Source organism: Blautia stercoris (genome assembly GCF_054657695.1).
In genome coordinates, this window is record NZ_BAAHYF010000001.1 from 1635775 (window position 1) to 1659332 (window position 23558).

The following is a 23558-nucleotide window of genomic DNA, read 5'->3' on the forward strand; positions in this document are numbered from 1 at the left end:
GGCATTTTGCTTTTGTGGTAAACCTCACATATCTAGGTCTATCTTCTTATATTTTCCCTGTCAATCGTGGTTAAAATCGTGGTAAATACTTCTTATGCGATTAGACGCTGAACCTCTGATTTTGCGGTATCTATGGACGCATGAGCATACCAGTTCATTGTGATACTGATGTTTGAATGTCCCATGATATACTGTAAATCTTTCGGGTTCATGTTCTTGCTTGCCAGTCTTGTGCAGAACGTATGGCGTAGCGTATGTGGTGTGATATGTGGCAAGGGGTTATCCTTGTGGTGTTTGTTATATTTCTTTACCATACGGACAAATAAGGCGTTGTAATCAATCGCAACTTTAGGATTGCCTTTCGGATTGACGAACAGAAAATCTTTGTATCCGTCTATCTCTATCAGTTTCCCTTTTGTGCGTTTCCTTATGACCCGTTGAAATGCCTGTATCGTTTCTCTGCTTAATGGCACTTGCCTTGTTCCACTCTTTGTCTTAGGCGTTTCAATATAATAGCCCTGTTCCTTGCTCTTTAATAACTGGTGGTCGATAACCACAACCTCATTCTTGAAATCAATATCGGCTACTGTCAGTCCGCACAGTTCCGAGATACGAAGTCCTGTCTTTAACAGTATCAGCACATCATCATAATACTTGTGATACACGTTATCCGTCTTGATGAATGACAGTAAGGCTTGTTCCTGTTCCTCTGTCAATACTACTTTCTCTTTGGTATCATTTTCTATGATTTCACTTAACTTGAAATTAAAAGGGTTTTTCCTTACACAATCGTCTTGTATGGCGATATAGAATGACGCTTTTAACGAGCGTTTATGGTTGTTAATAGTGTTATAGGAAAAGCCTTTGTCTTTCATGCGTAACGCCCATTCTTTAGCGTCAGAGGGTTTTATCGTATCAATGCTCCTAGCACCTAACTTATCCTCTTTCAATAACCGCATGAGTTGTTCCCGTTGTTTCATTGTGCTTTTCTTCACATTTGCCCTCTGTGCGTTCTGTTTGGCATAGAGTTGGCAAAGCGTCATTTTCTTGCCTGTGCTGTCGATACCGTCCTCAATATCCCGTCTTATCTGCTGTTCCAGTTCTCGAAGTGAGGGTTTTTCCCGTTTTCCCTTTGGTGTCGGGTCTGTGGGTGTCAATCTCCAAGCATACACATATTTTGTGTTTCCAAATGCGTCCACATATTTATATAAGTATTTTCCGTCTGTTCGTTGGCTCTCTCCAGTATGCAGGATACGACCTTTGTTATCCCGTCTTTTTTCTTTCATGGTGTCTGCTCCTTTCCTTGTTGGAAAGAGCCTTGATATGACTTGTGTTCATCATAACACATACAAGGCTCATTTGCATTAGATTGCGTCCAATTTATCAATGACCTTTTCAAACTGTCGGCGTTTAATCTGTATGCGGTTGCCATTCATAATGAGCCAGCCAGCGTCCTTGTTTTCCTCTGCCAAGCGTCTTAACTTGTTTTCTCCGATACGGAAATACTTTGACGCTTCTTCAATGGTAAGGGTGTATTTTTCCCATACGGGAATATCGTTGTTATTCATCAGATCCCCCCTTTCCCATGTTTCGTGTCATACTGGATATAGGGGATAAGGTCGGTGCGGTCTATCCTCTGTAAGTGGGCGGTTAATTTACTGGAAAGGGAACTGCTGTATCTTGCCCTGTCAAGCATAGTTCCTACTTTTTCCAGTCCACCTAATGCGTCATGTTCTTCTAAGAAATAAAAACTTTTGACAGCGGAAATCACGCCACCCTCTGTGAGCCATTGCTGTGTTTCCTCAAGGGAATTATGTAGTTTCGGTACTTGCAGTTTCAAGACTTCCACAGCCCCTAAAAATCGTTCCCAAAACCGACACGTTTTCCATCTGCTCTTATTACTTTCATTTCTGTTTGGCACGACAAAGCGTAGGTTGTTTGCTAATAGCCCGAAAGCCAGTTCCCCAAGTTCCAGCGGTCTGTCTTTGAATGTCATGGCAAAAACATGAGCCTTATCATCACGCAGTTGCATTTCTGTCCGTTTCCAACTGCCGACTTCATCAAGTGTCTTATTATGTTTTGAACAGACTTCCTTATCCTTATCATAAAAGCGGTAGGATAATCCCGATTTACCAGCACCGATATAAACAGTCTTTGCGGTGTCGAAATCATCAAACTTGCTTTCGTCAAAGTGGTAGCCCTCACTATTAGAAATAAATTCCTCTTTTTCGCATTTCTTCTTTATCTGCTCTATGGTAAAGAATGGCTTTTCGTTCTTATCATCAATGGCAATATCAAGTCTTGTGAAATGAAAGTTATCCAGTCCGTATCTTCGCTCACAGCGTCGAAACATATCCCCAAAGGTATAATTCCTACTGTCGAGAATACGGAAAATATCATCACAACCTCTGCCAGTCATAACAAGATAACAGCCTAGCCCCTGTGGGTTATCCTCTGTCTTTCTTGCGTCCCCCGATACATAAATATCTCCAATCTGCCAGCGTGCTTGATAAGTCTTGAATTTTATCATTGCTGGATAAACATTGAAAATGTCAGTCGGTAAATCTAAAATGTGCATGATTATATCTTCAGCGGTTGCCGTTTCAAATACAATGCTGATGTAATCAATCTTAACGGATAAATTTTTGTGTGTAGTTATAGTGCATTGCTCCTTTCGTATGCCCCGTTTTTTGCGGGTAAAAATCGTGTTTTTTCCTTTATTTATCACAGTTTCTAGGTACTATGACATGTATACGCAGGGCGGTGTTACATATACGCCCTTTATGAACGCCTAAAGGCGTTCCCTTTCTTCCTGTGTCTGATCCGTTCTTAACGCTCACGAGCCTTGTAAGACTCGTGGCTAAACGGAACAGCCCCAGTCAGAAACCTTATTTTCGGTCTGATAGTCCATGCTTATTCATGCTATCAAAATGAAAATACATCTTTTCTATGCTTACTCAAGCGTGTGATTGACCCTAGCGTGCTTAATCACCCTATCTAATACGATAATAACGCCATTAGAATTACTTGTCAAGAAGTTTTGATTGACTTTTTAATAAATATTAAGTATGATATGCTTATAAACACCGAGAAAAGCAACGAAAGGAGCGGTTATACTAAGTTATGGAACATTACGAAAAGAAAATCAGTTTCTTAGGAGAGAATATACAGACCATAAGAAAACACAGAGGAATGAAACAACAGGAACTTGCGGATAAAATCGGTATCAATATGCAGAGCCTTTCCAAGATTGAACGGGGTGTGAATTATCCTACCTTTGACACATTAGAAAAGATAATGGACGTGCTGGGAGTAACGCCCAATGAATTATTATCAGGAGAATGGAAGTATATTGACCACACCGAACCATATATCATGGATATTATCAAACGGGAACAGGACTTCAATGTTTCCTTAGATTATCTGTCTGAAAATGAATTTTTCAATGATGAAAAAGAATGCAGATTTTACATGGAAACCAAACTCATACAGTATATCCATAACTACATTACCAATGAGGTTACGGAGTTAGAAGAACTTATGGAAATCAAGCAGTTGATACAACGTCAAAAAATAGAACGCATGATGAAAGTACATAAGGAAATGCGAGGGTTAGACCGATACAGAGAACAGCCCAAAGAGTATAAATACCATGACCCTTATGATGACTGGATATTCCGTCAACTTGCGGACATAGACAGCAGAAATAACATTCCCGACACTTCGCCACAGTTAGATTTTGATGAAACGGACTATGAAGATTATCTGAAAGAGAAATGGAACAGAGGTCTTTAATTTTCCTCTTGAATGAAAGATACAGCAAACAAAAAGCCCAGTAAAGAGTGCAAAGCACCACCAATGGTGGCAAGGCTCTTGACAGGGCTTTTTCTTTTCTGTGGTTGGTAATCAAGAGGAAGAAAGAAAAAGTGTGTATTTTTCAAGACAGAAAAATGTCAAGGGGGGTGTGCTGATTTTTGTTGTGGCGGATATATGGAACTGTTATAATATGGATATGTTTAAATTACGTTATAAGCAAGAATATTCTGCTGATTTGTCAAAAAACATCATTGCAACTGCCAGTTGACATATTTCCATATCTAAATGGTGGCTATGCAACTGATAATATTGCTAAAATTACACCATGAAAGAAAGGAGTGTTAGCTAATGAATATGGCAGACAGAATACAATATTTAAGGAAATCAAAAGGAATATCACAAGAGGAACTTGCGGATAAAGTTGGAGTTTCAAGGCAGGCTGTTTCCAAATGGGAAAGTGAACAAAGTACGCCTGACTTAGAAAAAATAATTATAATGAGTGATTTTTTTGGAGTAACAACTGACTATATCCTAAAGGGAATTGAACCAGTAGCAGACAAAGAACAAAAAAATAAAGAGCTTACGAGTAAGGTACTTTATATATCATCAACAGCTTTTGTTGCTATTGGGCTGTTTTGTGCATTTGGTAATTGGTATGCAGAACAAACAATGGAAGCAGTTTGGGGTTCAATGATTATTCAAGCTATAGGGATTGTTGGATATTTTATAGCGAGAATACTATCGGAAGAAAAATCCCCCTTTTATGTAAATTGGCTTAATATAATCGGAGTTGCTTTTATGCCTATTTCTATGATTACAGGATATATTTCAGGATTGGTTTTCAAACTAGAAGGGTGGATTGCACCTTATCCGATAGGAATATTTCATACTTTAGTTTTCGTGTTAGTATTCTTTGTAGTTGTGATTGCAAGCTATATTATTCTAAAGAAACAAACAAAATAGTGATTACCTTTATTTTGCAAAAGCAGTTAGTCTTAGGATTGACTGCTTATTAATAAAAGACACCACTTCAATGTGTCAATGGTGTCTTTTTAGTGCTATTTTATCGTCATATCAAGGCTCGTTCAATCGTGGTATATTCGTGGTAAAATGAGTGTTTTTCTATACTTCGAAATGCTTGAAAGTGTAATATTTATAGGGATAATCAAAAATCAGATATAAAGTTTTTCATAAATTTTCTATTAAATTATACAACTTTCCTAAACTCCTCCTGCCTTTTTTGTCTATTTTTCTACATCTTTCTTCCGTTTTGACGAATAGGCTTTGACAAACAATTTCAGATTCAGTATACTGTATCAGATATTAGTCACGATATATAAATTACGATAGAAAGGCTGGAACAAAATATGCGTTTAAGAAATATTCCAGGAGCAAAAGATGCCATCGAAAGCAGTCCTTATGTCATTCACGAACCGAAACAAAATAAAGGTCGTTGGAATGAAATCTTTAAAAATAATCATCCAATTCACATTGAAGTTGGAATGGGAAAGGGACGTTTTTTAATGGATCTTGCTTCCCAGAATCCGGATATCAACTATATCGGATTTGAAATGTACGACAGTGTTCTTCTGCGTGCTCTTCAAAAAATGGAAGAACGTGCCGAAAATGGAAACACTCTTCCAAATGTTTACTTTGTCCGCACGGACGCAAGAGAACTTCCACTCATTTTTGACGCAGGGGAAGTCGATAAAATTTATCTGAACTTTTCAGACCCATGGCCAAAAGAACGCCATGCTAAACGCCGTCTTACTTCACGTCAGTTTTTAGAACGCTATGATGCAATCTTAAAATCAGACGGAGTCATTGAATTTAAGACCGACAATCGCCCGCTCTTTGATTTCTCTTTAGAGGAAGTCAATGAAAGCAAATGGCATCTGGTCGAATGGACTTACGACCTCCATAACAACGAAAAAATGAATGTCGGTAATATTATGACCGAATACGAAGAAAAATTCTCTTCTGAGGGAAATCCAATCTGTAAATTAATTGCAGCAAGATAAGATTTCTTTTCATATACTTAAATAAAAAGGAATCTTTGCTTTGTCAAAAAAGAAATCTTTACAGACCACACTCTCTATCTGGGCTTACACCAATCGAAAAATGGGAACACAGGCGGCACGAATTATGAAGGCCGCCATGGAAGCCGAGAAATCGCTGCAATATTTGAAGAAAAAACGCTAAAAAACTCTAATTGATGCCTACGAATTGCTTCGCTGTAAAACAGCTCTCGCAATTCTATAAACATTCAAATTCCGCTGATTTACTACGTAAATCGCTACATTTTCATGTTTAGGCGGCCCCAAAGTCAAAAATCTTGTCGTGCAAGCCCGAACGATTTTTGAACTTTTTGACCTTAGCATCATGTTTTTAAATAAAAACAAAAAATACAATAAATTCCCCTTGCATTTTTTCGTTTATTCCAGTATAATAAGTTTTGCATTAAAGAAATGGAATAACGAATGCGCTTTTAGCTCAGTTGGTAGAGCAGTAGACTCTTAATCTATTTGTCCAGGGTTCGAGTCCCTGAAGGCGCACTAAAAGCACTGTTTTTGCAGAGACTTGATACTGCGGGGACGGTGTTTTTTTGTGTCCTTTATGAAGTTTTATAGAATTTCATTATTTTCTGATATTATATTTAGTTTTCTCATGATTTCATACAATTTAAGTGTTTATTCCCCAATAATTGAATTTGACTCTCGTGATTTTTTTGTCCACAAAGTTATCCACAAATCCACTTTTATAACTTATGCACAAAACGTCTGTTTGGCTCGAATCTTATGTAAATCAAAAAAGTTATCCACATTTTCCACACGAATGTGGATAACTTTGTGGATAACTTGATTTTACAGCCTTTTATCCACAATAAAATGTGGATAACTTTTTCCGTATTTTTCGTGATTTTGACCACTTTTTAAAATCTTTTGTGCACTTTTTTTCCGTGAATATTCTGAAAATTATATTTCTTATCCGAGAACTTTTACCCCGCCTTTTTGACGTACTTTTAATACCTGACAAGAACCATGTCCAAATACTTTGTCCATTCTTCTCTTATACTCTTCTACGAAATCATTTTCTACGAATGCCTGAATTGTTCCGGCAAATCCACCACCATGTACTCTGCACACGCCATGTTTTCCTAAAATTCTCTCACTTCCTGCGAGTGCAACAGAAACGGCCTGCTGATTTAAGTCATTTGTGGTATATACATTCTGAAGATATTTAAAAGAAGAGTTACCGGATTCTTTTACCAGTTCAAGAAATCCTTTGAAGTCTCCTGCTTTTAAAGAATCCACTTCTTTCTGTACTCTGGTTTCTTCTTCCATAAAATGAATCGCACGAAGCACCGGACGGTCTCCTAACAGACCACGCATTGCAGAAATCTGGTTATAAAATTCTTCTTCCGGAACTTCTCTTAAGAAATTCTTTTTAAAGAATTTCGCTACTTTTTTCATATCTGCCGGAATCTGTGCATAATCATCTGTCAAATCTGCATGAGATGCTTTTGTATCTACAATACATAAGCTGTACTGATAAGCTTCAAAATCAGATGGTACTTTTTCTACTACCGGCTCTTCCGGATTTTTAAAATCAATATGAATCATACCACCAACGGAACATGCCATCTGGTCCATCAGTCCGCATGGCTTGCCAAAGTATACATTTTCTGCAAACTGACCGGACTGTGCAATCACTACCGGGTCAATTTTTCCGTCATTAAACATACCGGAAAGAATGGTTCCCACGATTACTTCAAAAGCTGCTGAGGATGAAAGTCCTGCACCAATCAATACATCGCTGGTTACGTAAGCCTGAAATCCTTTTACTTCATAACCCTTTCCTTTTAAATCTGCGGTTACACCACGGATTAAAGCAGCAGTTGTTCCTTCTTCTTCATGTCTGGCTTCTAAATCATCAATCTCAACATCCACCATGTCATATCCTTCAGACATTACATGAATATTTTCATCTTTTGAAGCTCCTACTACTGCGAGTGCATCCAGATTGATAGAAGTTGCAAGTACCATTCCATGTTGATGGTCTGTATGGTTTCCACCTACTTCACTTCTTCCCGGAGCGCTATAGATTTCCACTTCGCCTTCTCCGAATGTTTCCTCATATTTTTTGATTGTCTCAATATAACGTTTTCTCTGATAGTCCAGTTTTTCCGCATCCACATATAAATCTAAGAGAACGCTGTCATATTTTCCCTGTTCCAGTTCTTCTACCAGTACTTTTGTGTTTTTCATCAAAAAGTTCCTCCTTAATCCTCTTTTTGCCATGTGTTATTATGTGTTTCCCTGTCCCTTATGCAAGTTCAGATAGATATTTCTGCGCACTGTAAACTGCATTTGCGCCATCTGAAACCGCTGTCACCACCTGGCGCAGTGCCTTTGTCCGGATATCTCCTGCTGCATAAATTCCCGCAACATTGGTTCTACAATCTTCCTCCGCTGCGATATAGCCTGCTTCGTCGAGTTGAATCAAATTCTGAAATTCTTTGGTATTCGGAACTGCTCCAACTGCAACAAACACTCCATCTACCGAAAGCTCACGTTTTTCCTGAGTCTTCTGATTCTTTATCTGAAGTGTTTCTACCTCACTGTTTCCCTTTATCGCTTCTGCTACAGTATCCCACAAAATCTCAACATTTTCAAGTTTATCAAGGACTGACTGCAGAGATTTGGATGCTTTTAACGAATCTCTCCTGTGAATCATGTACACTTTTTTACAAATGCGTGAAAGGAAAATCACATCTTCCACTGCTGAATCTCCGCCTCCGATTACTGCTGTCACCCGCTCTCTGAAAAATGCACCGTCACAGGTTGCACAATAGGAAACACCCATTCCCTGAAATTCTTCTTCTCCAGGAATCTCAAGCAGCCTCGGGCTTGATCCTCCTGCAAGAATCACAGTCTTAGCAAGATATCCTCCCTTTCTCGTGATTACTTTTTTAAGCTTTCCATCTAACTGAATTTCCTGTACTTTATCTCTTACAAACGGAACTTCAAATTTATCTACGTGTTCCCGGAATTTTTCACTCAGCTCATATCCGCCGATTCCCGGCAGCCCCAGATAGTTATCCACCTCATAGGTTTTTACAATCTGTCCACCGCTTGCAAAATCTCTCTCAATCACCAGCACAGAAAACTCTGCACGCTTTGCATAAACCGCCGCACTCATTCCTGCCGGACCTGCTCCGATAATTACCATATCATAAATTTTTTCTTCCATACCTGTTATCTCTTCTTTCTTAAATTTATTCCTGTTCCGGAAGAGTATCACTGCCTGACATTGCAGAAGCCTCTACACTTTTTTCATCCTCTTCCGATAACATTTTCTCTTCCAGTCCTTCCGGACTGTTACTCAGCTCAATTTCACGCACCAATTTTAAATTTTTATCTACAAAAATCCGCACATAATCCCGTTTTTCTTCATCTGCATAAAGATAATAAGAAACTCCTTCTTCGTCCTCTTTTGTTTCATATTTTGCATCCGATAACGCTTCTTTCATACTTTCTTCATTCATTCCAAGCGTAATCCCTCTGTAAATCTGAATCGGCACTTTTGTCACATCAAAATCTCCATGCAGATTGGTAAGAAAACTATTTTTAATCGGAACTGCACTCTTAGAGTAATTATTCACAACACCATATAACGTCTGTCCGTCTTTTTCCAATGTTACATAGCCATGGCGTCCTGCCTTTACCGAAGTATCGGAACCTTCTTCATCGATTTTCCATCCGTTTTTGATAAATTCAGAAACCGGTGCCGGAAGCTGATAAAAATCTCCATCAAACTGCACGATAAAATCCAGTGGATTCTCTGAAAAAGCTTCCGGAGCCTGATAGTCACTCACTTCTTTTGGCACGTCTTTGCTGGTTTCTTCCGGTTCAGAATCCCTGTAATTTTTCAGCACTGCTTTTTCAAGGACTTCATCTTCAATGTCAAATACCAAATCCGCTTTCTTATAAATTCCATATTCATAGGTTACATAAACCCAGTCTTTTTCCTCATACTGGTCATCCGGGTCTCCATACGCATCTAAAACATCATCTAATGTGGATTCTCCCACTGTGATTTTTCCAGGCAGTTGATAAACCATATTATCCTTATCTGTATTTTCCAGTGTCACTCCCCCAACACTGCATGCGCCAAGCTGCTGTTTTTCTCCATCCAGATTCACAATATCCACAATCAGTTCTTTTTCCTCGTTCTTTAATGTCTCCCCCTCCAAAAACGAATCACCATCCAGCATTTCTTCCGACTCGGCACGCTCATAAGACCATCCAGTCTCCTTCCAATCATCCAGCGCCTGCGGCAAATGAAAAACCGTATCATTTATTGCAAATTCAAAATCATATAAGTTCTTCGACAGTTTTACATCATAGTTCTTCTCTTCTTCTGGCGTGTCTTCCGTTTCGTCCCGTGATGTTTCTTCTCCCTTTCCGGTCTGTGGTTTTTCCTGTGTGTTCTGGCATCCTCCAAGTATCATTCCCACTGCCAGAAATAAAACCAGCATCTTCTTTTTCACCTTACATTTCCTCCCTTATTTTAGAGTTCACTTCTTCATTAGCTTATCACAAGTCTCTGCCTTTTTCCAGCAGAGGCTTTTTCCAATTTGTCTGTATTGGTAAAGCGGACATTCGCAATCCGCTTCGCTACTTGCTCATGAACGCAGTCGCTTCGCGATTTGCGCACTTGAAGCAGGGGAATGTTTATCTGCATTCATACTCTTTCATTTTTTTCATAAACTAATAAAGAATTCTCAAGCTTTAAGAGGACAGTTCTTTGAAAAATTTCCTACATAACAAATATCGAATCTTGATTTTCATTTTTTGCTTCTTTCTTGTTTTTTCTATCATCTTTTTGAAAAAAATCGAACCCACTCTGGAAAACAAACAGTTTGAACACTTTACCGATTCTATTTTTACTTCCGAACTTTCTTCTAATACTTTAAATCTGCATTATACGCTTGCACATCCCGAGAAATTTGGAATCAAGGATTATAAAATCAGTCTTGGCTCAATGAACGAAAAAGCTCATTCTAATTCATTTTCTAAATTAAAATCCAATCAAAAACGCCTGAAAAACTTTCACTATCAAAAACTTTCCAAAGAAAACCAGCTGACTTATGATATTCTCTCTCTGGAATTTTCCACGCAGCTTTCCGGTGAAAACTTTTTCTGGCTTCAAGAACCCTTAAGTCCTCATCTCGGAATTTCTTCCCAGCTTCCGATTCTGCTTGCCGAATACACCTTCCGCACAGGAAACGATATCAAAGACTATTTTTCTCTGCTCTCCTGCCTCCCCGACTATTATAACGAACTGGCAGAATTTGAATCTCAAAAAGCGAAACGTGGACTCTTTATGAGTGATGCTTCTTTGGAGCGCCTGCTTACACAGTGTCAGACCATGCTCTCCTCGGATTATCTTGCTTCTGCTTTTAAAGATAAGATTAATTCACTTCAAAATGCTGATACACTTACCAAAAAACAGGCAGATTCCTATCTAAGCCTCCATGAAAAATTAATCCATACCTGCGTGATTCCTTCCTATCAATCACTTTCAGAAAAGCTTTCTGCTCTAAAAGGCAGTGAAAAAAATGACAGAGGGCTTGCCGGTTTTCCAGATGGTACTGCCTATTATCACTATCTGATTCAAAGTCAGGTCGGAGATTTTCGCAGTACCAACGAAATCGAAGAACGGCTTTTTACCCAGCTTGCCCTTGATTACCGCCAGATGCAGACTCTGCTCTCCCAAAATCCATCCCTTGCACAAAATCTTTCTGTTTTTTCTCTTTCTGCCACACCAGAAGAAATGCTTTCCTATCTAAACAAAGCCATGCAGACGGATTTTCCTGATTTAGACAGTCCCAAGTACGAAGTGAAATATGTTCCCACCTCAATGGAAGAATTTTCCAGTCCCGCTTTTTATCTGACTCCACCTGCGGATACCTTAAGTCCAAATACCATTTATATCAATCAAAGTTCACAGGTAAATCCTGCCGAACTCTTTACCACACTTGCCCATGAAGGCTTTCCGGGACACCTCTATCAGACTTTATATTATGGAAATCAAAATCCTGCTCCTATCCGAAATCTGCTCGGATGCAGTGGCTATATTGAAGGCTGGGCGACTTATGTCGAATCCATTTCCTACGGCTATGCCGCCTCCTATTTTAAAGTCGAACCAGAACTTTTACAGCTTTTATGGCAAAACCGCTCCATCAGTCTCTGCCTGTATTCTCTACTCGATATTAAAATCCATGAATACGGCTGGACCTTAGCTCAGGTTACACAGTCTTTGCATGGATTCGGCATTGCTTCTGATGATACCTGCAAGGAAATTTACCAATACATCATTGAAAATCCTGCCAATTATTTAAAATACTATCTGGGATATCTGAATTTTATGGATTTAAGAGACTTGGCTGAAAAAAAAGCCGGTGATAAATTTGATAAAAAAGAATTTCACCGATTTGTATTAGAAACTGGACCTGCTCCATTTCCGGTTATAGAAAAGTATGTGCTGGAGAATTATTAAATTTTATGCTATAATGTGAGTATCAAAAATAAATTCAATTGATTTCTCTCTCCGTCCTACAAAGGAGGTCCTTATGAAAAAAAAACTTGCAAGCACCATAATCATTCTATTTGTAATATTGGGAATATTTGTAGTAGTGAGAACTCTGTGTAAGCCAGCAAACGCCAGCATAGAAGGTACAGTGCTGGAAAAAAATGAAACAACATTTATGTTAGAAACAGATAATCTTAACCAAATAGTTTGTGATTGGCCGAAAAATTATGATACTTCACAGATAGAAATCAATGATAAAATTACAGTTTATTTCAACGGCGAAATTTTAGAGACTTATCCCGCACGGATAAAAGGAACAATTAAAATAAAAAAAGCTGGTATCGATTGATACCAGCTTTTCTCTCTGTCGATAAGACTTCCAATCTTTTATTTTTTGACACTCACATCATTTTTTATAAGAATTAAAAAACGTTCTCAAATTCAGTAAAGATTTCACAAGAATCTTCTGCTGCCCTTCATCCAGACCTTCCACCAGTGCTTTTACCATTCCATCATGAAACTCCCGATGATGCTGATACGCCCGTTTTCCTTTTTCAGTCAGGAAAATCAACACGACTCTTCTGTCCTCTTCACTTCTGACTCTGCTTACATAACCTTTTTTTACCAGATTATTAATCGCAATTGTAAGTGTTCCAACCGTGACGGACATCAGCTTTGCCACAGTTGACATATTTTTCGGTTCTCCTGTTCCAATTGCCTCAATGATATGCATATCATTCACGGATATATTTTTAAATTCAGCGGTAATCAGGGCTTTTTCTTCGATATCCATAATCTCCTGAAATAAATTCACAAGAATATCATGAAATACATCATAACGCTCCATTTTTTACCACCCCCAAATCTTTTTCTTAATTAATTCTTCTACTTAATATAATAACTGATTTGGGTTGTAAAAACAACGTAAATTTACACAACCAGAATATTTTTACATCCGGAAAAGCTTTCCGGTGGTTTTCTGTCAGTCAACACATCCGCTTCTTCTAAATTTGCAAAGGTCACGGAACTGACATTTCCAAATTTTGAGTAATCTGCAAGCACATAAGCAATTCTCGCCTGATGCAGTGCGGTCTGTTTTACCATTGCTTCACTGTAATCCGGAGTGCTGAACCCTGCCCTTAAGCTGATTCCATTTACACCAAAAAAGGCTTTTGAAAAATGCAGTCTCTGAATATTTAAGATTGCCTGATTTCCTACCACAGCTTCGGTTGTCCCTTTTAATTCTCCGCCAATCAGATGAACTTTGAATCCCTCTGCTGCCAGACGCTGTGCATGACTGACAGCATTGGTCACAAACACTGCGCTCTTTTCTGTGATGTATTCAATCATTCGTCCTGTTGTTGTTCCGGCATCTAAGTAAACAAACTCATTTGGTGAAATCAAAGATGCTGCATACTGCGCAATCCGGCTTTTTTCTTCTTTATTTACACCTGATTTCTGAGCCACAGAGGGCTCAACGGTTGTAAATCCGGAATCCACTGCAACTGCTCCCCCAAATACTTTTACCAGTTTTCCGGCTTTATCCAGTGCAGTTAAATCCCTTCTTATTGTTGATTCTGAAATTCCAAGTAACTCTTTTAATTCTGTAACGGTAATACTGTTTTTATCATTCAGACATTTCAGTATTACTTCATAACGTTTCTCCGTCAGCATAATTTCCTCTCTTATATTCTTCAACATTTGTCTCAAGAATGATTTTTCGAATCGGAAGGATGCTTCCCGGTGATACAGACAGTTCATCTACACCCATAGCCAGAAAATCTTTTGTCAAAGAGGTATCTGCTCCAAGTTCTCCACAGATTCCTGCCCAGATTCCTGCTTTGTGTGCATTTTCCACAGTCATCTTAATCATAGAAAGCACAGCTGGATGATGTGCATTATAAAACAGATCCAATTTCGGATTCTGACGGTCAATTGCAAGTGTATACTGTGTTAAATCGTTTGTTCCAATACTAAAGAAATCGACTTCTTTTGCAAGCTCCCCACTCACCATAACGGCTGCCGGTGTCTCAATCATAATTCCCTGCTGTGGATTTCCAAATTCAATTTCTTCTGCTGTTAGTTCTGCTTTTACTTCTTCTACGATTTCTTTAATTCGTTTTACTTCCCAAAGACTTGTAATCATCGGGTACATAATCGCAAGATTTCCATAAGCACTTGCACGAAACAGCGCACGAAGCTGTGTCTTGAAAATTTCGGTCTGGGTCAGGCAGATACGGATTGCACGATATCCCAGTGCCGGATTTTCTTCCTTTTCCATTTTGAAATAATCACACTGTTTATCCGCGCCGATATCTAACGTACGGATAATCACACGTTTTCCTGCCATTGTCTCAACTGCAGTCTTATAAATCTTAAACTGTTCTTCTTCAGTCGGATAATCTTCTTTTTCCAGATAAATAAATTCACTTCTGAAGAGTCCGATTCCACCTGCATCATTCTGTACGACAGTTGCTAAATCTTTTATGTTTCCAATATTAGCATACAGCATGATTTTCTTTCCATCAAGTGTAATATTTTCTTTTCCTTTGAGCTGTAAGAGCAGTTCTTTCTTTTCTAACTCTTCTCTCTGGCGTTCTTTTAATTCTGCAAGTGTCTCTTCATCCGGCTCTACATAGATTTTTCCATTTACTCCGTCTACTACTGCAAATTTTCCGTCGACACGTTCATCCAGAGGCATCTCTGTTCCAATTAAAGCCGGAATTGCCATGGTTCTTGCAAGAATTGCAGTATGCGAATTAACCGAACCATGCACGGTTACAAAAGAAAGCACTTTATCTTTTTCTAACTGTACGGTTTCTGACGGTGCAAGGTCATCTGCCACAATAATTACCGGTTCATCCGTCACTACTTTGCCTTTTTCTCCGCCTGCAAGCAGGGAAAGGATTCTCTCAGAAATATCTTTTACGTCTGCAGCACGTTCTTTCATGTAGTCGTCATCCATGGACGAAAACATGGTAGAAAAATTATCGCTTGTCGATGCAACCGCATATTCGGCATTGACTTTCTGAGTACGGATAATATTTTCAATGGACTCATTATAGTCATCATCCTCAAGCATCATCTGATGCACTTCAAAGATAGCAGCATTTGCTTCACCGACTTCTTTTAATGCTTTTTCATATAAACCACGAAGCTGGTCCAATGCCTTCTCTTTTGCTTCGTTATAACGTGCCCACTCTTTTTCACTGTCTTCTGTACGTACACGTTTTACCTGCTGCTCGCTCTTCTGATATACACAGATTTTTCCAATTGCAATTCCACTAAATACACTTTTTCCACTATAAATCTGCATCGCTAACTTCCCCTTTCTTCCTTTAAAAAAACAGGGGTCAAAACTAATTTGACCCCGGCTTTATTTCATGTTCTGCTTTTTTCTTACAGGTTTTCTTTCACGAATGCGCTGATTGCTTCATAAGCTGCATCTTCATCTTCCCCTTCAAAAGTAAAGGTAACTTCATTTCCCTGTTTTACAGCGAGTCCCATAATTCCGAAGATTCGTTTGCAGTCTCCTGCTTTTCCGTCTTTGTTTAATTTAATTGTGCTTGCAAACTCTTTTGCAGCTTTTACAAGTTCTCCTGCCGGACGAGCGTGAATTCCTTCTGGATCTGTGATTGTGTACTTAAATTCTTTCATGGTAAATTCTCCTTTTCTTGTTTTAATTTTATTTTCTTGCTTTTTATTTTCTTAATTTTAATTTTTTCTTATTCTTCTACTTTTTTCTTTAAAATTCCAAGCAGTACAGTGGAAACAATTGTTCCAACTACCAGTGCCGCCAGGTACATCCACGGATTTCCGACTACAGGGAATACAAAGATTCCACCATGTGGTGCCATTAAAGTGCAGTTGAATAACATACTTAAAGAACCTGCGATTCCGGAACCGATAACACATGCCGGAAGTACATGAAGCGGGTCAGATGCTGCAAATGGAATTGCACCTTCTGTGATAAATGCCAGTCCCATGATAAAGTTTGTAGGACCTGCATCTCTTTCTTCTTTTGTAAATTTGTTTTTAAATAATAAAGTTGCAAGTGCGATTGCACATGGAGGAGTCATACCTCCAATCATAACTGCTGCCATGACATCGTAGTTACCGGAAGCAATTGCTGCAGTGCCAAATACATAAGAAGCTTTATTAAATGGACCACCCATATCAATCGCCATCATACCGCCTAAGATAAATCCTAAAATAATCTTACTAGAGCCGCCCATGCTTGTCAAACCATTATTTAATGCAGTATTAATTGCCCCCATAATCGGTTCTACTGCGAAGTTCATTAATAATCCCATAACTAGAATTCCGACTACCGGATAAATCAGAACCGGTGCAATTTTCTCAATTGCCTGTGGAAGTTTGTCACATAATTTTCTAAGTAATACAATGATGTATCCTGCTGCAAAACCTGCTACTAAAGCGCCAAGGAAACCGGATTTTCCCTGAGAAGCAATCATACCACCGACAAAACCAACTGCAAGTGCCGGTCTGTCACCGATTGCCATTGCGATAAATCCTGCAAGTATCGGCAGCATGAATGCGAATGCTGTACCACCGATTCCTTTAAGCATCGCTGCAACCGGAGTAATTGTACCAAAGTTTGCTCTCTGGTCAACCGGAAGAGAATTCATATCTACACTTAAACCATCAATTAAGAATGCAAGTGCGATTAAGATACCACCACCGACTACGAATGGAAGCATGTGGGAAACACCGTTCATAAGCTGTGTATAAATCTGATGTCCAACTCCTCCGCTTCCCTTTGACTGACTGGATTTTTGTACTGCACCCTTTGCCTGATAAATCGGTGCATCTCCTGCCATCGCACGTTCAACGAGCTGATCTGCTTTACTGATTCCGTCAGATACCTGGCATTCAATCAATTTCTTTCCATCGAAACGATCCATCGGAACTTGTGCATCGGCTGCAACGATAATGCAGTCTGCTTCTTCAATTTCTGCTGCTGTCAGCACGTTTTTTGCTCCACCGGACCCTCTGGTTTCTACTTTAATAAAGCATCCTTTGGCTCTTGCTGCTTTTTCAAGTCCCTCTGCTGCCATGTAAGTATGAGCAATACCGGTCGGACAAGAGGTAACTGCAAGAATTTTTACTTTGGAATCTTCTTTTGCTCCTGTATCTTCAAGACGTTCATCAATGTCTGGTTTTTCATCATCGGCTTTGTCAATGATTTTCAAAAATTCTTCTACACTTTTTGCATTTCTCAGTCCATTTGAGAAATCTTCATCCATCATAAGTACAGATAACTTACTTAATACATCCAGATGTACATTATCTTTTGTATTTGGTGCTGCAATCAGAAACAGCAGGGTAACCGGCTCTCCGTCTAATGCATCGAAATCAACACCATCTTTGATTACCATTGCCGCGAGACCAGGTTTTGTTACGGCATCACATTTTCCATGAGGAATTGCAATTCCTTCTCCTATTCCTGTTGTACTTTCTTCTTCTCTTGCATAAACCTGACGTCTGTAAGCTTCTTCGTCATTAATTTTTCCGCTCTTTACCATGAGGGCAACTGCTGTATCCAATGCCTCTTGCTTCGTTTTTGGCGAACAGTCAAGCGAAATACTTCTTGCATCGAGTAAATCTGTAATTCTCATACCTTTACTTCTCCCTCTCTTTCCTTATTGTTCTTTATATTCTTTTGATGTTACCTGCTCATACACAGCCTGAACCTCTTCCCTGCTTGCCAGATATTCGGAAAATGCACTTGCACTTCCGGCTGCGATTCCTGTATGGAATGCATGTCTGTAATCGTGTTTTTCAAGCCAACCTGCAAGGAACCCTGCCACCATCGAATCTCCTGCGCCGACACCATTTACCAGTGTTCCCTTTGGTGCTTCGGCAAGATAAATACTTCCGTCTTCTGCAACGAGGGCTGCCCCCTCTCCTGCCATAGAAATCAGCACATTTCTTGCTCCTTTTTCCTGAAGTTTCTTCGCATAAGGAATGACGGATTCTCTCGTCTTTAATTCCACTCCAAAGATTTCTCCAAGCTCATGATTGTTTGGTTTAATCAAAAATGGATGATGTTCTAAAACATTTAAAAGTAAATCTTTTGTAGCATCCACTGCAATCAGAATGTTTTTCTTTTCCAGACGCTTCATGATGTTTTTGTAAATGTCATCCGGTAAGCTGGATGGGATGCTTCCTGCTAAAACCAGCACATCGCCTTCTTTTAGTTTATCTAATATCTGAAGCAGTTCTTCTCGTTTTTCTTTGCTGATTTTTGGTCCTTGACCGTTAATTTCTGTTCCTTCAATATTTTTTAACTTCAGGTTGATTCTTGAAATTCCATCTTCGATTGAAATGAAATCTGCCTTTACGCCAATCTCTTCGACTCTGCGCTGAATCTCTTCTCCGGTAAATCCTGCCATAAATCCAAGTGCTGTATTATCGATTCCCAGATTTTTCAAAACAATCGAAACGTTGATTCCTTTTCCTCCAGGTAATAAGAGTTCCGAATCGGTACGGTTCGTTTTTCCAAGTTCAAACCCATTCACAGAAACAATATAGTCAAGGGATGGATTAAATGTAACTGTATAAATCATATTTTCCCTCCTGCTCTGTTTTTTTCTTTCTTGTTCTCTCTTGCTATGACTGTATTATACAATCATTTTCATTCAAAATCAATCAAAACCAATCATTATTAATATACGAAAATCCTAAACGTTTTTGGTGCATTTTGCACAAGTATGACGTTTTACGCTGATTTTGCCTCTGATTCCAATCAAAAAAAGTCCTTTAAATGAGTATTCTCATCTAAAGGACTTTCAATCATGACTGTTTTTAATTATTTAATCATTTCGCCGTAGCATTCTTTACCTGGACAAAGAGCATTTGCTTCATCTGTATCGATATGTGCAGCTGTTGCATAGCTTGCGCTTACACGAACTACAACATCGCCGAATGTTAAAGAACGACCGTTTGGAGACTGGATATCCAGTTTTACGATGTCTTTATCTTTTACTCCAGCTGCTTCTGCATCTTCCGGAGTCATATGTACGTGACGTTTTGCAGCGATTACACCTTCTGTCAGTTCTACTTCACCAGCAGGACCTACCAGCTTACAGGCACCTGAACCAGCAATATCACCGGATTCACGAATTGGAGCTGTAACACCGATTGCTCTTGCATCTGTTAAAGATACTTCAACCTGTGTATCTTTTCTTACCGGTCCTAATACGGACATTTTTAAAGAGTTCTTCGGTCCAACTACTTCTACTTTTTCTTCACATGCGAACTGTCCCGGCTGGCTCAGCATTTTTTTCACTGTCAGCTCATGACCTTTTCCGAAAAGGATTTCCAGATGTTCCTGTGATAAATGTAAATGTCTTGCAGATGTTTCAACTAATACTTTCATTTTAAATTCCTCCACAATAATTGAATTTTAAACATTCTTTATTCTTTTATTATATCGCTTTTCAAGGTCTTGTCAACTTCTCGGACAGGATTTCTTCGGGCGGTTTTTGCATTTTTCATCATACATCTTTTGCTTTCTCCGGAAGCCTGCCCTTTAGATACTCAAATTCATCCAAAATGCTTCGTGTCAGTGCATCTTCGGCAAATTCTTTCTCTGGCCGGTAAATCCGTAAGAGCCCGGAAAGCCGTTTTTCCAGTTCTTCTTTGTCTTTTACCCCTTTAAAATAATGAATTCTTCGTTCGCATTCTTCTTTATTTTTCCAGGGAACGTCCGGTGTCTTTTCATCCCACTCACATTCCGCAAGATGATAATCTTTTTTCTCTTCTTCCAGATTCATCTTTTCCATCGCCGGACGGTACATTCGATAAATCCCATTGCAAATCCCCTCCAACACTACGATTACCACTCCAACACCTGCTGCCGGCACAACCATCAGGGCTGCTGCAAAAAACACCGAAAGGACAATCCCCCATACACTGATTCCTCTTCCCTGAAGATAGAAAAAAATATGGATGATTGCCCCGATTGTAATTCCTACCGAACCGATTGCACATAGAATCGTAACAATTGGTCTTGAAATCTTTAAAAATAATTCAAAGATTCTTGAAATCCAAAATAAACAAAACAGGAAAGGTGCCAAGAGCACCTTGCCTGTTATCATTAAAAAACGTCTAATTACGTTCTCCTCCTTCTTTCCAGATATCTGTAAAGAAACAGCTGTGATTTCCGGTATGGCAGGCAGCACCTGTCTGAATCACAGTCACTAAAAGCGTATCATCATCGCAGTCTGATTTGATATCTACCACTTTCTGCAGATGGCCGGAAGTTGCACCTTTATTCCAGAGTTCCTGTCTGGAACGGCTATAAAACCAGGTATATCCTGTCTCAAATGTCTTTTTTAAGCTTTCTTTATTCATGTAGGCAAGCATTAAAACTTCTCCTGTTCCCTCTTCCTGCACAATTGCCGGAATCAACTCCCCTTTTACAAAATAACGGTCAAAATCCATCTCTATCTCCTTACCGGAATTTCGCATTCCTTTAAATGTTCTTTTACTTCTTCGACAGTCAGTTCTTTAAAGTGAAACAGGGAAGCTGCAAGTGCCGCATCTGCATCGCTCTTTTCAAACACTTCCGAAAAATGTTCCAGTTTTCCGCATCCGCCACTTGCAATGACCGGAATACTGACCACATTACAGACGGCATTGCAAAGTTCCAGGTCAAATCCTTCTTTGCATCCATCCGTATCCATTGAAGTCAGAAGGATTTCTCCTGCACCAAGTTCCTGACATTTTTTTGCCCATTCTACGGCATTTAATCCGGTATCAATTCTTCCGCCGTTTACCACAACTTTAAATGTGCCAGTTTCATCTCGTTTGGCATCAATTGCGACAACCACACACTGACTTCCAAAGATTTCCGCTGCTTCACGAATTAGCTCCGGTCGTCTGACTGCTGCTGAATTGACCGAGACTTTATCCGCACCAGCTCTTAAAATCTCACGAAAATCATCTACTGTACGGATTCCTCCGCCTACTGTCAGAGGAACAAAAACATGTTTTGCCGTTCTTCTGACGACATCAACCATTGTTCCTCTTCCTTCATGGGTCGCCGTGATATCCAGAAAACAGATTTCGTCTGCCCCCTGTTTGTCATACTCAATGGCACACTCCACCGGGTCTCCGACTTCTTTGATTCCAACAAAATTGACACCTTTTACCACTTTTCCGTCACGGACATCCAGACACGGAATAATTCGTTTTGCTAACATGTCTGCACACCCGCCTTTCGCACTGCTTCTTCTAAGTTTAATGCTCCTGTGTAAAGTGCTTTTCCGCAGATGCATCCATACAGATTCAACTCCAGGCAATCTTCAATATCTTTGATGGAACTGACTCCTCCACTTGCAATGATGTTGCAGGATACGGTCTCATTTAAACGACCAAGCTGTTCGGTATTAACTCCGGTTAAAGTTCCGTCTCTTGAAATATCGGTAAAAATAATTGTCTTTACGCCTGCATCTTCCATCGCAAGTCCCAAATCCAGATAGCTGACATCGCTTTTTTCCAGCCAGCCTTCTGTTGCAACCATTCCATTTTTTGCATCAATTCCAACCGCAATGTGCTCTTTAAATTCTTTTACAGCCTCTTTTACAAGCTCCGGATTTTTTACTGCGACAGAACCAAGAATCACCCTCTCAATTCCGCGTTCCAGATAATATTCAATGGTTTTCATGTCACGGATTCCTCCGCCCACTTCTACTTTTAATCCGGATTCCTTTGCCACACGTTCAAAAATCTCCTGATTGACTGGTTTTCTTTCCTTTGCGCCGTCAAGGTCTACCATGTGAATCCAGGAGGCATTTGCAGCTTTAAAAGATTTTGCAGTCTCATAAGGGCTTTCGGCAACCTGATGAGCAGTTGCATAATCTCCCTTTACCAGACGTACGCATTGTTTATCTTTAATATCAATTGCCGGTAATATAATCATCGCTCTTCCTCCTGTATTTTCGCTAAATCAGCAAATCTTTCGAGTAATCCCAGTCCCACCGAACCGCTTTTTTCCGGATGAAACTGCGCTCCATATACAAATCCTTTATGCACAAGTGCCGGAATTTTCTCATTGTACATCGTATAGCAGGAAATATTTTCGTCCTTTGTCTCTGCACGGAAGGAATGTACAAAATACACATAAGAATCTTCTTTTAATCCTTCTGTCATCTTACACGGATTTAAAATCGTCAGGTTATTCCATCCCATGTGAGGAATTTTTAATCCGCCTCCATCAATTGGAACGACACTGCCTTCTAAGAGTCCAAGCCCTTTTGTTTCTTTAAACTCATAGCTTGTCTCAAATAACATCTGCATACCTAAACAGATTCCAAGCAGTGGTTTTCTTTGCGCTTCTTCACAGATAACTTTATCAAGTCCTTTTTCTTTCAACATGCGCATGGCATCCGGAAATGCTCCGACTCCCGGAAGAATCATTGCATCTGCCTTACGGATTTCCTGCACATCCTCTGTTATTGTACTTTCTTTTTGCAAAAAATCCAATGCATTTTTTACACTAAACAGATTTCCTGCCCCATAATCAATAATTGCTATCATGCCAGCATCCCCTTTGAAGATAAGATTTGTCCGCCATTTGGCTTTACTGCTTCTTTTAATGCATGTGCCACTGCCTTAAATAATGCCTCTATGATGTGATGGTCATTTTCGCCGTACAAACATTTCAAATGCAGTGTAATTCCGCCGTTAAATGCAAATGCCCGGAAAAATTCTTTTACCATACAGCAGTCCAATGTTCCTACACTTTGATTCGTAAACTCTGCGTCAAATACCAGAAATGGACGTCCACTGATATCCAGGGAACAAAAACCAAGTGCCTCATCCATTGGAATATAAAAACTTCCGTACCGGCAGATACTTCCCTTATCACCAACTGCTTCCGCAAATGCCTGTCCCAGCACAATTCCCAAATCTTCAATACTGTGATGACAGTCTACTTCCAAATCGCCTTTCATCTTAAGGTCTAAATCAAACCCCGCATGAACACAAAATGCACTCAGCATATGGTCAAAAAATCCAACTCCGCAAGTTCCGTTATACGTTCCGCTTCCATCTAAATTCAGAGTCAGATTGATGTCTGTTTCTTTTGTGGTTCTTATAATCTGCTTTTCTCTCAT

At 39.5% G+C, this 23558-nt stretch carries 25 protein-coding genes and 1 tRNA gene; 7 read left to right on the forward strand and 19 right to left on the reverse strand.

Features of this window, described 5'->3' with window-relative positions; translation table 11 throughout:
- Window positions 1-92 precede the first annotated feature (92 nt).
- The 3 genes from ACYQ2D_RS07905 to ACYQ2D_RS07915 form a co-directional block, all read right to left on the reverse strand.
- Window positions 93-1286 (reverse strand): site-specific integrase, encoded by a 1194-nt coding sequence (locus ACYQ2D_RS07905; protein WP_459785062.1) that lies wholly within the window; start codon window positions 1284-1286, stop codon window positions 93-95.
- Window positions 1287-1364: 78 nt separating this feature from the next.
- Window positions 1365-1568 carry an excisionase gene (locus ACYQ2D_RS07910; RefSeq protein WP_002610247.1) on the reverse strand — a complete coding sequence of 68 codons (204 nt, stop codon included), beginning with the start codon at window positions 1566-1568 and terminating at the stop codon, window positions 1365-1367.
- The gene (locus ACYQ2D_RS07915; protein WP_268885626.1) at window positions 1568-2629 is read right to left on the reverse strand and encodes a replication initiation factor domain-containing protein; all 1062 of its coding nucleotides are present in this window, start codon (window positions 2627-2629) and stop codon (window positions 1568-1570) included. Before ACYQ2D_RS07915 ends, ACYQ2D_RS07910 begins: the two co-directional genes overlap by 1 nt.
- A 494-nt stretch (window positions 2630-3123) precedes the next feature.
- Between ACYQ2D_RS07915 and ACYQ2D_RS07920 the strand changes: the two genes are divergently transcribed.
- From ACYQ2D_RS07920 to ACYQ2D_RS07940, 5 genes are all read left to right on the forward strand, one after another.
- The gene (locus ACYQ2D_RS07920; protein WP_008393244.1) at window positions 3124-3795 is read left to right on the forward strand and encodes a helix-turn-helix domain-containing protein; all 672 of its coding nucleotides are present in this window, start codon (window positions 3124-3126) and stop codon (window positions 3793-3795) included.
- Between the two features lie 369 nt (window positions 3796-4164).
- Window positions 4165-4779: a helix-turn-helix domain-containing protein gene (locus tag ACYQ2D_RS07925; protein ID WP_008393242.1), complete on the forward strand. Its 615-nt coding sequence runs from the start codon at window positions 4165-4167 to the stop codon at window positions 4777-4779.
- Between the two features lie 404 nt (window positions 4780-5183).
- Window positions 5184-5837: a tRNA (guanosine(46)-N7)-methyltransferase TrmB gene (gene trmB, locus ACYQ2D_RS07930; protein WP_117456978.1), complete on the forward strand. Its 654-nt coding sequence runs from the start codon at window positions 5184-5186 to the stop codon at window positions 5835-5837.
- Between the two features lie 40 nt (window positions 5838-5877).
- The gene (locus tag ACYQ2D_RS07935) at window positions 5878-6018 is read left to right on the forward strand and encodes a hypothetical protein (protein ID WP_372555116.1); all 141 of its coding nucleotides are present in this window, start codon (window positions 5878-5880) and stop codon (window positions 6016-6018) included.
- Window positions 6019-6298: 280 nt separating this feature from the next.
- Window positions 6299-6371: transfer RNA gene (locus ACYQ2D_RS07940), tRNA-Lys, on the forward strand.
- 429 nt (window positions 6372-6800) lie between these two features.
- Here the strand turns inward: ACYQ2D_RS07940 and ACYQ2D_RS07945 are convergent.
- From ACYQ2D_RS07945 to ACYQ2D_RS07955, 3 genes are read right to left on the reverse strand one after another with little or no spacing between them, the layout of a single operon-like run.
- Window positions 6801-8084, reverse strand: coding sequence for a galactokinase (locus tag ACYQ2D_RS07945; RefSeq protein ID WP_117456979.1), 1284 nt, complete (start codon window positions 8082-8084; stop codon window positions 6801-6803).
- Between the two features lie 58 nt (window positions 8085-8142).
- Window positions 8143-9069, reverse strand: a complete 927-nt coding sequence (gene trxB / locus ACYQ2D_RS07950; protein WP_459785064.1) for a thioredoxin-disulfide reductase — start codon at window positions 9067-9069, stop codon at window positions 8143-8145.
- A gap of 25 nt (window positions 9070-9094) precedes the next feature.
- Window positions 9095-10369: a hypothetical protein gene (locus ACYQ2D_RS07955; RefSeq protein ID WP_117456981.1), complete on the reverse strand. Its 1275-nt coding sequence runs from the start codon at window positions 10367-10369 to the stop codon at window positions 9095-9097.
- 257 nt (window positions 10370-10626) lie between these two features.
- Here ACYQ2D_RS07955 and ACYQ2D_RS07960 point away from each other — a divergent pair, with 257 nt between their 5' ends.
- Window positions 10627-12381, forward strand: coding sequence for a DUF885 domain-containing protein (locus tag ACYQ2D_RS07960; RefSeq protein ID WP_459785065.1), 1755 nt, complete (start codon window positions 10627-10629; stop codon window positions 12379-12381).
- A 73-nt stretch (window positions 12382-12454) separates the two neighbouring features.
- Complete coding sequence (locus tag ACYQ2D_RS07965) at window positions 12455-12763, forward strand: hypothetical protein (RefSeq protein ID WP_022303169.1); 309 nt, start codon at window positions 12455-12457, stop codon at window positions 12761-12763.
- Between the two features lie 57 nt (window positions 12764-12820).
- Here ACYQ2D_RS07965 and ACYQ2D_RS07970 read toward each other — a convergent pair whose 3' ends face one another.
- The 13 genes from ACYQ2D_RS07970 to hisB all read right to left on the reverse strand — a co-directional run bounded on the left by ACYQ2D_RS07970 (window position 12821) and on the right by hisB (window position 23558).
- Complete coding sequence (locus ACYQ2D_RS07970) at window positions 12821-13261, reverse strand: MarR family winged helix-turn-helix transcriptional regulator (RefSeq protein ID WP_022303170.1); 441 nt, start codon at window positions 13259-13261, stop codon at window positions 12821-12823.
- A gap of 83 nt (window positions 13262-13344) precedes the next feature.
- Window positions 13345-14088: a DeoR/GlpR family DNA-binding transcription regulator gene (locus ACYQ2D_RS07975; RefSeq protein ID WP_459785066.1), complete on the reverse strand. Its 744-nt coding sequence runs from the start codon at window positions 14086-14088 to the stop codon at window positions 13345-13347.
- On the reverse strand, window positions 14066-15730 hold the full coding sequence (gene ptsP / locus ACYQ2D_RS07980; protein ID WP_117456985.1) for a phosphoenolpyruvate--protein phosphotransferase: 1665 nt from the start codon (window positions 15728-15730) through the stop codon (window positions 14066-14068). Before ptsP ends, ACYQ2D_RS07975 begins: the two co-directional genes overlap by 23 nt.
- A gap of 83 nt (window positions 15731-15813) precedes the next feature.
- Window positions 15814-16071, reverse strand: coding sequence for an HPr family phosphocarrier protein (locus ACYQ2D_RS07985; RefSeq protein ID WP_022303173.1), 258 nt, complete (start codon window positions 16069-16071; stop codon window positions 15814-15816).
- A gap of 68 nt (window positions 16072-16139) precedes the next feature.
- Window positions 16140-18053: a PTS fructose transporter subunit IIABC gene (locus ACYQ2D_RS07990; protein WP_117456986.1), complete on the reverse strand. Its 1914-nt coding sequence runs from the start codon at window positions 18051-18053 to the stop codon at window positions 16140-16142.
- Between the two features lie 24 nt (window positions 18054-18077).
- Entirely contained in the window at window positions 18078-19004 is a 927-nt protein-coding gene (gene pfkB / locus ACYQ2D_RS07995; RefSeq protein WP_022303175.1) for a 1-phosphofructokinase, read from the reverse strand.
- 242 nt (window positions 19005-19246) lie between these two features.
- The gene (gene pduL / locus ACYQ2D_RS08000) at window positions 19247-19816 is read right to left on the reverse strand and encodes a phosphate propanoyltransferase (RefSeq protein ID WP_117456987.1); all 570 of its coding nucleotides are present in this window, start codon (window positions 19814-19816) and stop codon (window positions 19247-19249) included.
- 118 nt (window positions 19817-19934) lie between these two features.
- Window positions 19935-20537 (reverse strand): hypothetical protein, encoded by a 603-nt coding sequence (locus ACYQ2D_RS08005; RefSeq protein ID WP_459785069.1) that lies wholly within the window; start codon window positions 20535-20537, stop codon window positions 19935-19937.
- A gap of 10 nt (window positions 20538-20547) precedes the next feature.
- Window positions 20548-20883, reverse strand: a complete 336-nt coding sequence (hisI, locus tag ACYQ2D_RS08010) for a phosphoribosyl-AMP cyclohydrolase (RefSeq protein WP_022303178.1) — start codon at window positions 20881-20883, stop codon at window positions 20548-20550.
- Window positions 20884-20885: 2 nt separating this feature from the next.
- Entirely contained in the window at window positions 20886-21644 is a 759-nt protein-coding gene (gene hisF / locus ACYQ2D_RS08015) for an imidazole glycerol phosphate synthase subunit HisF (RefSeq protein ID WP_459785071.1), read from the reverse strand.
- Window positions 21638-22363 carry a 1-(5-phosphoribosyl)-5-[(5-phosphoribosylamino)methylideneamino]imidazole-4-carboxamide isomerase gene (gene hisA / locus ACYQ2D_RS08020; protein WP_459785073.1) on the reverse strand — a complete coding sequence of 242 codons (726 nt, stop codon included), beginning with the start codon at window positions 22361-22363 and terminating at the stop codon, window positions 21638-21640. Before hisA ends, hisF begins: the two co-directional genes overlap by 7 nt.
- Window positions 22360-22980, reverse strand: a complete 621-nt coding sequence (gene hisH / locus ACYQ2D_RS08025; RefSeq protein WP_459785074.1) for an imidazole glycerol phosphate synthase subunit HisH — start codon at window positions 22978-22980, stop codon at window positions 22360-22362. The genes hisA and hisH overlap by 4 nt, the downstream gene beginning before the upstream one ends.
- Entirely contained in the window at window positions 22977-23558 is a 582-nt protein-coding gene (hisB, locus tag ACYQ2D_RS08030; protein ID WP_117456991.1) for an imidazoleglycerol-phosphate dehydratase HisB, read from the reverse strand. Before hisB ends, hisH begins: the two co-directional genes overlap by 4 nt.

What these genes read in the sequence shown, in the direction of transcription:
- ACYQ2D_RS07905 (WP_459785062.1), bottom strand. Translation starts at nt 1,286, where the DNA reads ATGAAAGAAAAAAGACGGGATAACAAAGGTCGTATCCTGCATACTGGA.
- ACYQ2D_RS07910 (WP_002610247.1), bottom strand. Translation starts at nt 1,568, where the DNA reads ATGAATAACAACGATATTCCCGTATGGGAAAAATACACCCTTACCATT.
- ACYQ2D_RS07920 (WP_008393244.1), top strand. Translation starts at nt 3,124, where the DNA reads ATGGAACATTACGAAAAGAAAATCAGTTTCTTAGGAGAGAATATACAG.
- ACYQ2D_RS07925 (WP_008393242.1), top strand. Translation starts at nt 4,165, where the DNA reads ATGAATATGGCAGACAGAATACAATATTTAAGGAAATCAAAAGGAATA.
- trmB (WP_117456978.1), top strand. Translation starts at nt 5,184, where the DNA reads ATGCGTTTAAGAAATATTCCAGGAGCAAAAGATGCCATCGAAAGCAGT.
- ACYQ2D_RS07945 (WP_117456979.1), bottom strand. Translation starts at nt 8,084, where the DNA reads ATGAAAAACACAAAAGTACTGGTAGAAGAACTGGAACAGGGAAAATAT.
- trxB (WP_459785064.1), bottom strand. Translation starts at nt 9,069, where the DNA reads ATGGAAGAAAAAATTTATGATATGGTAATTATCGGAGCAGGTCCGGCA.
- ACYQ2D_RS07965 (WP_022303169.1), top strand. Translation starts at nt 12,455, where the DNA reads ATGAAAAAAAAACTTGCAAGCACCATAATCATTCTATTTGTAATATTG.
- ACYQ2D_RS07970 (WP_022303170.1), bottom strand. Translation starts at nt 13,261, where the DNA reads ATGGAGCGTTATGATGTATTTCATGATATTCTTGTGAATTTATTTCAG.
- ACYQ2D_RS07975 (WP_459785066.1), bottom strand. Translation starts at nt 14,088, where the DNA reads ATGCTGACGGAGAAACGTTATGAAGTAATACTGAAATGTCTGAATGAT.
- ptsP (WP_117456985.1), bottom strand. Translation starts at nt 15,730, where the DNA reads ATGCAGATTTATAGTGGAAAAAGTGTATTTAGTGGAATTGCAATTGGA.
- ACYQ2D_RS07985 (WP_022303173.1), bottom strand. Translation starts at nt 16,071, where the DNA reads ATGAAAGAATTTAAGTACACAATCACAGATCCAGAAGGAATTCACGCT.
- ACYQ2D_RS07990 (WP_117456986.1), bottom strand. Translation starts at nt 18,053, where the DNA reads ATGAGAATTACAGATTTACTCGATGCAAGAAGTATTTCGCTTGACTGT.
- pfkB (WP_022303175.1), bottom strand. Translation starts at nt 19,004, where the DNA reads ATGATTTATACAGTTACATTTAATCCATCCCTTGACTATATTGTTTCT.
- pduL (WP_117456987.1), bottom strand. Translation starts at nt 19,816, where the DNA reads ATGAAAGTATTAGTTGAAACATCTGCAAGACATTTACATTTATCACAG.
- ACYQ2D_RS08005 (WP_459785069.1), bottom strand. Translation starts at nt 20,537, where the DNA reads ATGATAACAGGCAAGGTGCTCTTGGCACCTTTCCTGTTTTGTTTATTT.
- hisI (WP_022303178.1), bottom strand. Translation starts at nt 20,883, where the DNA reads ATGGATTTTGACCGTTATTTTGTAAAAGGGGAGTTGATTCCGGCAATT.
- hisF (WP_459785071.1), bottom strand. Translation starts at nt 21,644, where the DNA reads ATGTTAGCAAAACGAATTATTCCGTGTCTGGATGTCCGTGACGGAAAA.
- hisA (WP_459785073.1), bottom strand. Translation starts at nt 22,363, where the DNA reads ATGATTATATTACCGGCAATTGATATTAAAGATAAACAATGCGTACGT.
- hisH (WP_459785074.1), bottom strand. Translation starts at nt 22,980, where the DNA reads ATGATAGCAATTATTGATTATGGGGCAGGAAATCTGTTTAGTGTAAAA.
- hisB (WP_117456991.1), bottom strand. Translation starts at nt 23,558, where the DNA reads ATGAGAGAAAAGCAGATTATAAGAACCACAAAAGAAACAGACATCAAT.